Genomic DNA, 11,822 nt, shown 5'->3' with positions numbered 1-11,822 from the left:
CGGGGCCGGCTGCACGCCCAGTCCTGGTAAGGGCACCCGGGCTTGACCTCGAGCTATGTCGAGGTTCTACGTTGACGATATGAGGGCGACGACATGAGGGCGAACATATGAGGGTGAAGACATGAGCATGGAGATGACCGCCTGGAACCAGATGTATCGGTCGATGAACAGGCCCGATACTCGGTCGTCGTTCTCGAAGGAGACGGCTCGCAGGATTCTGACGTTCGCAGCACCACATCGCCGCGCTCTCGGCGGGTTCCTGGTGCTCAGCGTGGCATCCGCCGTGCTCGCGGTGGCCACGCCGGTACTGGCCGGCCGGGTGGTGAACGCCATCGTCGACGGACGAGAGTTGCGCGTGGTGGTGCTGCTGGCGATCGCAATCGCGGCGATTGCTCTGGTGGACGCCGTGGTCGGTCTGATCAATCGGTGGCTCTCGGCGAACATCGGCGAAAGCTTGATCCTGGATCTGCGGACCGCAGTGTTCGACCATGTCCAACGCATGCCGATCGCCTTCTTCACGCGAACGCGTACCGGTGCGCTCGTGAGTCGGCTGAACAACGACGTGATCGGAGCGCAGCGCGCATTCAGCACCACGCTCTCGGGAGTCGTCAGCAACCTGGTGACGTTGGCGCTGACCCTGGTGGTGATGATCGGAATATCCTGGCAGATCACGCTTCTCGCGTTGATTCTGCTGCCGGTGTTCGTGCTTCCCGCTCGCCGGATGGGCCGACGCCTCGCACGGTTGCAACGTGAAGCGGCCGCGCACAATTCGGCGATGAGCACGCAGATGACCGAGCGTTTCTCGGCTCCCGGGGCGACGCTGGTCAAGCTGTTCGGTCATCCCGAGCAGGAATCGGTCGAGTTCGCGGTCCGCGCCCGGCGTGTGCGCGATATCGGCGTCCGAAGTGCCATGGTGCAAACAGTCTTCGTGACGGCGCTGACCTTGGTCTCGGCGCTCGCTCTGGCCGTGGTGTACGGCTTGGGCGGCTTCTATGCCCTCCGGGGGTCACTCGATCCGGGTTCGGTTGTAGCACTGTCGCTTCTGCTCGCGCGGCTCTACTCACCACTGACCGCGCTGGCGAGCGCACGCGTGGAGGTGATGAGCGCTCTGGTGAGTTTCGAGCGGGTTTTCGAGGTGCTCGATCTCGTCCCGCTCATCACCGACAAGCCCGATGCCAAGACTCTGCCTGCGGGTCCGGTGGCCGTCGAACTCGACGATGTTCGGTTCGCGTACCCCTCGGCGGACAAGGTCTCGCTTGCCTCGCTGGAAGAGGTGGCGACCTTGGATTCGCGCGGCGGAGAACAGGTTCTGCACGGTGTATCGTTCCGCGCCGAGCCGGGTCAGATGGTGGCGCTGGTCGGGTCCTCCGGTGCCGGCAAGTCCACGATTGCGCAGATGATCGCTCGTCTGTACGACGTCGACGGTGGTGCCGTCCGGCTCGGCGGTATCGACGTGCGCGATCTGACGGCCGAATCCGTCCGCGGCACAGTCGGAATGGTGACCCAAGACGGTCACCTGTTCCACGAGAGCATCCGGTCCAACCTGGTATTGCCGAGGCCCGGTGCGACCGACGACGAAGTGTGGGATGCCCTGTCCAGGGCCAGGCTCGCGGATCTCGTGCGTTCCCTGCCCGACGGCCTGGACACGGTCGTCGGAGAACGTGGATATCGGCTCTCCGGTGGTGAGCGTCAGCGCCTGACAATTGCGCGGTTGCTGATCGCGCAGCCACGGGTCGTCATTCTCGACGAGGCCACGGCGTCACTCGATTCCACCTCCGAGGCCGCGGTGCAGGCGGCGTTGGCCGAGGCGTTGGATGGGAAAACCTCGGTGGTGATCGCGCACCGATTGTCGACCATCAGGGCAGCAGATGTGATCCTGGTGATCGAGGACGGGCGAATCGCGGAGCGAGGCACGCACGACGAGCTCCTCGCGGCGGGAGGCCGCTACGAGGAGCTGCATCGGACGCAGTTCGCACAGTCGGGAAGGTCGGATCAGACCTTTCAGGGTGCCGGCACGACGGTGGACGGGTCGTCGTCGGTTGCCGCGGCGAGCATCGGGGTGAATCCGTCGATCGCGTAGTCCAGCGACAGCGGGCTCGAATAGCCCAGCGCCGAGGGTAGATCGGTGCTGAAGGAGCCGATGTAGACGGTTCGATCCTGCTTCACGACGTCGAGGGCCGCGATCAATGGGTTCGCCTGGAGTTGCTCGCGGCTCTGGCCGGCGATGACGAGGACGTCGGTGTCGAGACGCCCGAGGTTCTCGGGACTGATCGTCTCGGATGCGTCGGGAATCTCGAAGCCGAGGTCGGTGAAGAACAGCGCGCGGATGTCATCCTTGCCGAGCAGCAGGTAGCTGCCGTCGTCCATGACGAACGCGAGAGACAGTGACTTGCCGGTGAACTGGGGGTTGTCGGACTCGGTGGTGGCGAACTTCTGCTCGAGCGCGGCCGTCTGGTCCTGCGCTTCCTGACTCTTGCCGAGGGCTTCGCCGACGACCGCGAACTCCTCTTGCCAGGTTGCCGCGGGCACATTGTCGTAGCCGCCGATGTCGGCGATCGTCGGAGCCATTCCCGAAAGCTGGTCGTACTGGCCCTGATCGATGAACGAGTACGGCCCGAGGATCAGATCGGGTGCCTGCGCGGCGATCTGTTCGAGGTTGAGGTCGGTGCTGCCGACCTCGGGAATCTCGGTGCCGCCGAGCGCCTCCTGGGCCCACGGGCGCTGCCGGTAGTCGTAGCTCAGGTTGCCGCGCGTCGCGACGGGCTTGACCCCCAGCGCAAGCGCGAAGTCCTGCTCGTTGAACCCGATGGTCACCACGCGGGTGGGCTCGGCGTCGACGACCGTCTCACCGAACTTGTGCTCGATGGTGACGGGGAAACCCGCGTCGCTTCCGGAACCACCGGATGTGGCGGTCGTATTGTCCGACGAACAGCCGACCGCCAGTGCCAGAACTGAGGCACCGGCGGCGACGAGCTGTACTGACTTCTTCATGTGATCTCCTCGCACGGAAACTTAGCGAGGTTAGCCTAACCGATCCTTTTGGGTTGTGATCATGAGCCCGGGTCGGACTGGGCAATCAGCAGTTGGTCGTGGCAGGTACTCCTGCGAATCGCTGATCGATCCATTCGAGTGCCTGCGGTAATCCGAGTACTGCAGCGGTCAGGTGGTCGTTGCTCGGCACCTTCACCTCGGTTACCAGTACTCCGGCGCGGCAGTAACGGTCAATCGTGTTGTCGATGGCACTGACCGGGATCAATGCGTCGGAGGGGCTGTGCCACTCGAAGAACGGTGCCTTCGGAACGCCCGGGTACATCTCGACGCTGTTCTCGTTGACGGCGGCGAGCGCCTCCGGACTGTTGATCAGGTCCAGCGTTCCGGCGACCTCCATGGCGCTCTTGCCGGCACCCGCGGCGATGATGTCGTTGGTGCACCCGTTCTGCATCTTGCGCTCGATGTCCTTCCCCACCGCGTTCAGCTGAGAACTGATCGGGATGCGGCTGGGGTACTCGCGTTCGATGCCGAGTGCGGCGGCGAACGCCAGTCCGAACATCGGGTGTGGAGCGAAACCGAGATCACGTGCCATGCGCTCGAGGTTCATCGGCGCGCCACCGGCGGCGCTACCGACGATGTTCAGCTCCGGTGCGTAGTCGTTCTGCAACGCCGCGGCCCATGCCGTCGCCATGCCGCCACCGGAGTAGCCGGCCAGGGCAACTCGGCTGTCTCGAACCTGGATAGGATCGAAACGCTGCGTGGCACGAATGCTGTCGAGCACGATCTGACCGCCGAGCTTGGCGGCACCGTAGGCGCTTCTGGGTCCGAGGTGATCAGCGATAGCGACGGTCCAACCGCGCTGCAGTACAGCGTTCAGGGCCGGAGCTTCGCGAATCGCAAGGTTGGGGTCGTTGGTCCAGAGTGCTTGTGAAGGTGCACATTCGAGACCGAGCGCATTGATGATGTGTTGGTAAGAAAGCAACGGGCCATTGGGCGCTTTGTTGCGCGGAACCAGAATGGTGTTGATCGCCGCAATGGGATCACCCGCCGAATCGGTCGAGCGGAACTTGAGCTGCCACACGTCGACGTCGAAGAATCCGGGCGGGGGCGGCATCGGCCGACTGGAGATGACGTCGCCCGGTTGCAGAGCCGAAAGATCTGCGGGCGGTGCACCGAATCCGTCTGCGATAGGGGTCGGCATCAGCGGGTCGGCCGCGGCCTGACCTGCACCGACGAGCGATGAACACAACACGGCCACAGCCGTTATCGTGGCAGCGCCTGCCAATTTGAAAACCCGCATGTAGTAATCCCCTCCGTGCCTGAATCAGAACGACGTGCGCTCCGATGACCCGGCAAGCTCCCGAAGAGCCGGCCCGCAAATCGATATAGCTGACAAAGCGTGACGCGTTACGCTCCCCCCGGAAACGATAGAACGAACGGTACGCACTCGGCGATTCTATGGCAACAGAAGAACGGTCTCGGTGCCGGTTTTCTGGAAACATGCGAGAAGCTGTGCCGCGCGGATGTAGCACTACTCGAGAATTACGTCGTTCGGTGCCTTGTCCGGACGCAACCCGCGCCAACTCGGATGTCGTAGGTGCCCTGATTCGGTGGCTTCGTAGAACCGGACTTCGCCGACGAGAGTCGGTTCCACCCACACCGCACCCTTCCTGTCGGCGGTGGGCAGCACCGAGGAGAACGGACTCTCCGAACTTTCGAGAGGCGCGAGAAGGGCCGCAAGAGTGTCGAGTGCACGGTCGTCGAACCCAGTGCCGACGCGACCCACGTAGCGAAGGCGTTTCCCGTCGGGGATTCCCATCAACAACGAGCCGAATCCGCCCGCGCGACGACCTTGGCCCCGACGCCACCCACCGATCACGACTTCCTGCGTCCGCCAGTTTTTGTGTTTGATCCACGTGTGGGCGCGCTTGCCGGGTTGATAGACGGAGTCGGTTCGCTTGGCGACGACGCCTTCCCACCCACGTTCTCGGCTTTCGGCAATGGCGTCTTCGGCGGAGCCGATCAGTCGCGGGGGCACCAGCACCGAGTCGAGTCCGGTGGTGAGGAGTTCGAGGAGCCGTCGACGATCGGAGTACTTCTTGCGCAGCAGTGAGGTGCCGTCGAGGTAGAGCAGGTCGAAGGCGATGAATCGGATGTCGTCACGGTTCGCGTTCTGCAGCATCTCGAAGCTGCTGATGCCGTTGTCGTCGAACACGACGACCTCTCCGTCGACGACGGCGTCGTGATCGGCAAGGTCGTCCGCCAGAGACTGGAGCGCACCGAACTGCTCGGTGTAATCGTTACCGCTGCGGGTGCGAAGCGTCATGGACCCGTGCATGAGTTCTGCGACGATGCGGAACCCGTCCCACTTGCCCTCGAACGACCACTCTTCGCCGTCCAGATTCAGGATGTCGCCGGCGGTGGCGAGCATCGGCGAGATGTTCTTGGGTGGGGGATTGTCGCTGGCCGCATCTTCGGTCGTTGCGCTGGTGTCGGGTGCGTCCTTCATCAGATGCATGAGCCATTGATTGCCCTTGGTGCGAATCAGAGCGAACCTGCCGCGAGCCTTCGATCCACTCAGGACGACTATGACTTCGTCGTCGCGCCACTTCTCCAGCTCGTACATTCCGCTGTCCCAGATGGAGACGTCGCCACCGCCGTACTCGCCCTTCGGTATCCGACCGGAGAACGTCGCGTACTCGAGTGGATGGTCCTCGGTGTGAACCGCCAGACGATTCTGCTTCGGGTCGTCCGGGATGTTCTTGGGGACGGCCCACGAGACCAGGACGCCGTCGTGTTCGAGTCGGAAGTCGTAGTGCAGGCGTCGGGCATGATGCTCTTGGATGACGAAGGTGTCGTTGTTTCCCTGCGGCTCGGCGGTCGCGGGCACCGGCTCGGGTGTCCGGTCCGCGCTTCGCATGCTGCGGTACTTGGCGAGTTTGTCTGTGCTGGAGCCGCTTTCGGATCTCTTTTTCTCTACGTGCAGGGCGGGATCGAGGTCGGCAAGGTGGTCGCCGGTGTCGGTCAGTCGCTCGAGGACTTCCTCGAACCGAAGCTGTTGCAGTCCCGAGGATTCGAGCTCCTCCCAAGTGCGCGGTGCCGCAACTGTGGGAAGTGTTCGTCCCCGGAGCGAATACGGGGCGACCGTCGTCTTCTTGCCGTTGTTCTGGCTCCAGTCGACGAACACTCGGCCGGTGCGCTTCGCCTTGGCCATGGTGGCGGTCACCCGATCCGGTGAGCGCTCTTCGAGAAGTGTGGCAACACGTTTGGCGACGGTGGACGCGCCCGACGTCGACAACGGCTTCTCGAGCGGAACGTACAGGTGAATTCCCTTACTGCCGCTGGTGACGGGATATGCCGTCATGCCGATATCGCCGATCAGGTCTCTTATCTCGCAGGCGACTTCGGCGCATCGGGCGAGGTCGACGTCATCACCGGGATCGAGATCGAAGACCATGCGGGTGGCGGGGCCGGGCTCGGTGCCGTCGAATCGCCACTGCGGCACATGTGCTTCGATGGCTGCCTGTTGGCCCAGCCACGCCAGATCTGCTGCGGTGGAGAAGAGCGGATAGGTGACAACGCGATCGGAATGCTGCATCGACCGGCGATCGAGCCAGTCGGGTGCAGACGCGGCGAGGTTCTTCTCGAAGAACGACGACTGGTCGACACCGTTCGGCCAACGTTTGCGAGTGACGGCACGGCCGACGAGGTGCGGCAACATCGCATGCGCAACGGCGACGTAGTACTCGATGATGTCGCCCTTGGTGGTGCCGGTTTCGGGGAACAGCACCTTGTCGAGGTTGGTGACGGAGACCTTCCGGCCTTCGATCTCGAGCGTGGCCATCGTCTCAGGTTAGTGGTCGCCGTCTGAACCTGCGAGCAAGTTGTGACAGGCTCGATCCTATGGCGACGATCAGTGTCTCGGTACAGATGCCCGAGAGTCCGCAGGGCGCGTGGGACAAGGCTTCCGCGCTCGACCGGTTCGACGAGTGGATGACCATCCACGGCGGGTGGTGCAGCCCACCACCCAAGAAGGTCGGCAAGGGCACCGAAGTGGAGTCGCTGGTAAAGGTCAAGGGCTTCAAGAACACGATCAAATGGACCTTCACGCAATACGAAGAGCCCAAGCTGATCGAGATGTCCGGCCGCGGCAAGGGCGGAGTGAGAATCTCGCTCACCGTTCACGTGCGTGAGGCGGAGGGTGGTTCGGAGCTGACGCTCGACGCGAAATTCGGTGGGGGTGTGCTCTTCGGTCCGGTGGGATCGGTGGTGGCACGGGCTCTCGACACCGATGTCAAGAAATCCGTTGCGAACCTGGCGGCGTTGAAGTGAGTTATCTCTTGCTGAAGTAGTTGCACGACAATCTTTTCCAGCCCCGCACCGTGTTCTCGGTGCGGGGCTGGATTGTTTTACGTGGGCTCAAGCGATGTGGGGGCCGGCTCGGGCGTGGGATTGTCGGGGTTGTCGGTACGGGTCGACGGTGGCCGGCGGGATGAACCACGGGTGGTTGTCGGTACCGATGAAGACTTCCCAGTCGCTGTGGTGGATGAGGCGGTGGTGGAATCCGCAGAGCAGCACGAGGTTGTTCATGTCGGTGGGTCCGCCGTCGGTCCAATGCCAGATGTGGTGGCCTTCGGTCCAGGCGGCGGGTTTGCCGCAGCCGGGGAACGCGCAGCCATGATCGCGGGCAGTGAGGGCGCGTTTCTGTTTCGCGTTGACGGTGCGGGCGGTGCGGGCGAGGTTGATCGGGGAGCCGTTCTCGTCCATGACGATGGCGGTGAGGATGCAGTCGCAGGCGAGTTGGCGGGAGGTCTCGCGGGACAGCGGTCCCATCCAGGGGAGCCATCCGACGGTGGTGCCGTCGCCGAACAAGTCGCGATACGCGCCACGATCCGCTGAGGGGCCAGTCGAACTGCCGCCATCATCGCCGCTGCCGCTGCCGCAATCATCGCTGCTGCTGCCGTCGCCATCATCATCATCATCATCATCACCGCCGCCGCTGCAGTCGGATTCGGTTGCGGTGCTGCCGTTCTCGTAGCTCGTTGTGTCAGTGTCAGTGTCAGAGTCGCTGCCGCTGTCGGCGTTCATGGTGCGGCGCAGGTTGGTGAGATCACGCAACGTGATGTGGAGGTTGACGTGCGGTTTTTCTCCGCCTTCGGTGGGTCGGTTGCTGGAGGCGAGGTAGCGGTCGAGGATGTGTGCGAAGGCGTCGGCTCGGCGTTTGGCGGGGCTTCGTTCGTCTTGGGTGCCGTCGGCGGCGGGTTGGGGTTCGGTCAACGGTGAGAGGGCGGTGAGGAGCTTTTCTCCGGTGACGGCATCGAAATCCATCTTCGCCACGAGGCGTCCGTTGAGGGTTGTGGAGGCGAAGAGTTCGTTGCGGTCGGTGTCGTCGGGTGGTTTCTTGTCGCCGTAGGTGTCGTGGAGTGTGGTGATCGCGGCGCGCAGTGGTCCGGTGCGGGCTTCGGGTCCGGTGGCGGCGGTCAGCAGTGCTGCTCGGGCGAGGTCCTGGCCTTCTTGGGGGAGGTTTTTCGGTGGGGTTTCGGCGAAGGTGAGGATCAGGGCGGCGTGGTCGATGGAGATGCTGCCGGTGTTGACGGCGTCGGCGATGTCGGGGAAGTTCGTCAGTCCGCGGGCGAGGGCGACGATCTTGGTGGCGTTGCTGGGGCTGAGCAGGGTGGTGGAGGTGAGCCAGCCGGCGGGTCCGGGGAAGCCGAGTTTCTCCCGGCTGACGCGGGTGTCGATTTCGGCGACGAGGGCGATGCGGCGGGCTTCGAGCAACTGTATGTGGTGGGAGACATCAGCAGCGTCGGCGAGGAGTTGCGCCTCGCTCAGTTGCCAGATCTCCGTCGTCATGGATCAAGTGTATCGAACGCGTGTTCGATACACAATGATCGTAGAATCGAAAACTATTGTCCTGCATAAGGATTCAGGAGGGCAGGCCTGTCGGTGGCCTGTGGTAGGGCTCTTGGCACAGCGTTTCAGGCCCCGTCGGGGTGTAACGGAAGTCGACCTCGGAGACGCATAGTGGCGTCGCAGTAGAGATCAATATCAACGTCGAAGCCGAGGTGTTCCGCGGATGCACCGAGCCGGGTTTCGAGGTCTGTGGGCCGTTGGTGGTCTCGAGTGCGTCAGCTGGCCGTCGCACTGCACGCTCCGCGAGCTTGGGTCGCGCGCTGCTAGGGAAGAGAACAAGTGATCAGTCGACGGTCAGGCTTACTGCTGTCGAGTCTTTCGCAGCCACCACAGTCCCGCGATGGGGAGCACCACTGGGATGAAGACGTATCCGGATCCGAAGTGCGACCACACCGTCGGCTCCGGGAAGTCCTGGGGCTGGATGTAGCTGAGTGTGCCGATGCCGATGACTCCGACGAGTTCGATGATGCAGGACACCGTCACCACGCGCCGGGATGCTTCGGTTGCCCTTGCCAGTCCCACCGTCGCGATGATGTAGACCACCGCAGCGAAGGCCGATAGGAGATACGCCACTGGGGCGTTGTCGAATCGGGTGGTGAGCTGCACGATCGAGCGTGATGTGGCGGCGACGGCGAACACCGCGTAGACGGCGATGAGGAAGCGCCCGAAGCCGGTGCGCGTCGCTTGCTGGAGGTTGTCAGGCATATCCGGCCCAAATCTGGCTCAGGCGCAGCACCATGGCTGCGAGGGTGAGGACGGCGACTAGCAGTACCGCTGTGCCGCCGCGGGAACGGTCGCCCAGGGACCACCACGTTCCCAAAGGAAGCAGGAACAGCAGTCCGACGAGATACGAGCCGAACGTCAAGCGGTGTATCTCGCGATCCGTGGTGAACATCATGACGAACCCGATCACGGCCTGAAGCGCTACGACGGCCTCGGTGGCGGCGATCGTCCAGAACAGTGCTCGGTCGGCCTTGTTCTTGAGCAGAACGGGTCGGTTCGTGGCGAGCTTCACGAGCACCCAGATGCCCACTACCAGGGACAACGCGTACAACAAGCCGGTGACGGCGCCGATCATCGTGTTCCTCGTCCTGCTCGCAATGGATGGGTGGACCGGCCTTCACAGTAGCCGCGTAACACCACGTCAACACTGTGAGGCCCTCGAAACACGGCGTTGTTCCGAGCGTGACCAACCGGAAATGGATGGGGCTTGTACTTGTTCCATGGCCGAAGAGGATCTGCTCTCTCGCCGGACATGACCTCTCTTCCTCAGGTGGCCATAGACGCCCACCGCATCCAGCCCGCTCTGCGAACCTCAGGAGACACCAGTGTCAGAACTCGACCAGTCCATCGCCGAGAACATCAAGAAGTCCCTCGAAGAGATCCCGCACCCTTCACTTCCCAAGGGCAGCAACATCTACGGCTCCACCAAGATCTTCCCCGACTACAAGGCCGAGAACGGCGAAAGCTACTTCACGCTGGTGCACGGTATCGCCCACGAATCCTCGGTCTCGTTCGTCGCGGTACTCCAGGCGACGCGTGCCCTGCGCAAGGGCTTCGAGTCGGCCATGTACTTCTACGGCCCCGGTGCCATCAATTGCCTTGCTACTCGCGGCTTCCCGACCACCGGTGACTCCGGATTCCCGGGCGAGCAGAACATCAACGACTCCCTTGCGACGTTCATCGCCGAAGGTGGCACCGTGTTCTGCTGCCGCTTCGGGCTCGCGCTGCACGGTGGCCGTGAAGAGGACCTCATCGAAGGTGTCATCCCGGCCCACCCCCTCGACGTGCAGGACGCGCTGATCCACTACGCGCGCAAGGGTGCCATCATCAACTCGACCTACATGGTCTAGGAGTTCGTCATGTCGGTCAGTACGCGTGTAGATCTGGCGTTGCTCGGAATCCGAGGATCCACGCCGGTCTCGAGAACGGCAGGCGCCGGGCCGAGCGACGACGGGCATGTCACCATCGATGGCCTCGGCGCAGCCATCCCCCGCAACCCGCTCAGCCCGTACGTGCTCGAAGAAGGCCGAGTATTGTTCGACGGCAACGACATCGGCCTCGATGTTCAGGCCGTCGACCGTCCGAAGTTCTACGACCTCGCCACCGCCGACGGAATCGGCTACGAGAAGATAGCGAAGCTCCACGGTTCCAGCGTTCTCGCGACGACCGTGGTGCAGACCTGCATCCGTTACGACGCTGATCAACGCTGCCGCTTCTGCTCCATCGAGGCCTCGCTCGAGGCCGGCGACACCATTGCCGTCAAGACCCCGGCGCAACTGGCCGAGGTGGCAGAGGCGGCGGTACGGCTCGACGGCGTCACCCAAATGGTCATGACAACAGGCACTTCGGCCGCGAAGGACCGCGGTGCCCGTCATCTGGCCCGATGTGTGCGCGCCATCAAGGCCGTCGTTCCTGACCTGCCGATTCAGGTGCAGTGCGAACCTCCGGGTGATCTGCAGACGATTCAGGATCTGTACGACGCCGGAGCCGAATCCATCGGCATCCACGTCGAATCTCTCGACGACGAGGTTCGACGCCGGTGGATGCCGGGCAAGGCGTCGGTATCGATGGACGAGTACCGCGCCGCCTGGAAAGAGGCAGTCCGGATTTTCGGACGCAACCAGGTCTCGACCTACATTCTGGTCGGCCTCGGTGAGAATCCGGACGAGTTGGTTTCCGGTGCTGCCGAACTCATCGATATGGGCGTGTATCCCTTCGTCGTTCCGTTCCGTCCACTTGCCGGCACTTTGGCAGTGGATGTCGATCGTGCGACGGCCCCCAGCCCAGACGTACTGGAAAGCGTCACCCGACGCGTCGCCAAGGAACTCCAGGCAGCAGCGATGCTCGGCTCCGATCAGAAGGCAGGCTGCGCGGCATGCGGTGCGTGCAGCGTCCTGCAGAATGCGGGAGGCTGA

General features: G+C 63.3%; 10 protein-coding genes. 4 read left to right on the top strand and 6 right to left on the bottom strand.

Translation table 11 applies throughout. The features are described 5' to 3' along the window. Positions 1 to 121: 121 nt before the first annotated feature. Complete coding sequence (locus AC5WEY_RS02985; RefSeq protein WP_495644623.1) at positions 122 to 2,080, top strand: ABC transporter ATP-binding protein; 1,959 nt, start codon at positions 122 to 124, stop codon at positions 2,078 to 2,080. On the opposite strand, the gene AC5WEY_RS02980 is transcribed toward AC5WEY_RS02985, so the two are convergent. The 3 genes from AC5WEY_RS02980 to AC5WEY_RS02970 form a co-directional block, all read right to left on the bottom strand. Next, positions 2,002 to 2,991 (bottom strand): iron-siderophore ABC transporter substrate-binding protein, encoded by a 990-nt coding sequence (locus tag AC5WEY_RS02980; protein ID WP_495644622.1) that lies wholly within the window; start codon positions 2,989 to 2,991, stop codon positions 2,002 to 2,004. The two genes, AC5WEY_RS02985 and AC5WEY_RS02980, sit on opposite strands and share 79 nt — an antisense overlap. 85 nt (positions 2,992 to 3,076) lie before the next feature. After that, positions 3,077 to 4,291, bottom strand: coding sequence for a lipase family protein (locus tag AC5WEY_RS02975; RefSeq protein WP_495644621.1), 1,215 nt, complete (start codon positions 4,289 to 4,291; stop codon positions 3,077 to 3,079). A 231-nt stretch (positions 4,292 to 4,522) separates the two neighbouring features. Beyond that, the gene (locus AC5WEY_RS02970) at positions 4,523 to 6,835 is read right to left on the bottom strand and encodes an ATP-dependent DNA ligase (protein ID WP_495644620.1); all 2,313 of its coding nucleotides are present in this window, start codon (positions 6,833 to 6,835) and stop codon (positions 4,523 to 4,525) included. 59 nt (positions 6,836 to 6,894) lie between these two features. On the opposite strand from AC5WEY_RS02970, the gene AC5WEY_RS02965 reads away from it, so the two are divergent. Next, positions 6,895 to 7,323 carry a type II toxin-antitoxin system Rv0910 family toxin gene (locus AC5WEY_RS02965; protein WP_057476863.1) on the top strand — a complete coding sequence of 143 codons (429 nt, stop codon included), beginning with the start codon at positions 6,895 to 6,897 and terminating at the stop codon, positions 7,321 to 7,323. A gap of 87 nt (positions 7,324 to 7,410) precedes the next feature. Here the strand turns inward: AC5WEY_RS02965 and AC5WEY_RS02960 are convergent, their stop codons facing one another. The 3 genes from AC5WEY_RS02960 to AC5WEY_RS02950 form a co-directional block, all read right to left on the bottom strand. Continuing rightward, positions 7,411 to 8,844 carry an HNH endonuclease signature motif containing protein gene (locus AC5WEY_RS02960; RefSeq protein WP_495644619.1) on the bottom strand — a complete coding sequence of 478 codons (1,434 nt, stop codon included), beginning with the start codon at positions 8,842 to 8,844 and terminating at the stop codon, positions 7,411 to 7,413. A gap of 360 nt (positions 8,845 to 9,204) precedes the next feature. Next, positions 9,205 to 9,609 carry a hypothetical protein gene (locus AC5WEY_RS02955; RefSeq protein WP_094674066.1) on the bottom strand — a complete coding sequence of 135 codons (405 nt, stop codon included), beginning with the start codon at positions 9,607 to 9,609 and terminating at the stop codon, positions 9,205 to 9,207. Beyond that, the gene (locus AC5WEY_RS02950) at positions 9,602 to 9,982 is read right to left on the bottom strand and encodes a hypothetical protein (protein ID WP_495644618.1); all 381 of its coding nucleotides are present in this window, start codon (positions 9,980 to 9,982) and stop codon (positions 9,602 to 9,604) included. Before AC5WEY_RS02950 ends, AC5WEY_RS02955 begins: the two co-directional genes overlap by 8 nt. A 250-nt stretch (positions 9,983 to 10,232) precedes the next feature. On the opposite strand from AC5WEY_RS02950, the gene AC5WEY_RS02945 reads away from it, so the two are divergent. Both AC5WEY_RS02945 and AC5WEY_RS02940 read left to right on the top strand, forming a co-directional pair. Then, complete coding sequence (locus AC5WEY_RS02945) at positions 10,233 to 10,757, top strand: MSMEG_0572/Sll0783 family nitrogen starvation response protein (RefSeq protein WP_057476867.1); 525 nt, start codon at positions 10,233 to 10,235, stop codon at positions 10,755 to 10,757. A 9-nt stretch (positions 10,758 to 10,766) separates the two neighbouring features. Next, complete coding sequence (locus tag AC5WEY_RS02940; protein WP_495644617.1) at positions 10,767 to 11,822, top strand: MSMEG_0568 family radical SAM protein; 1,056 nt, start codon at positions 10,767 to 10,769, stop codon at positions 11,820 to 11,822.

The organism is Rhodococcoides sp. S146-33, assembly GCF_059489205.1.
This window is presented reverse-complemented; position numbering and strand designations above follow the sequence as displayed.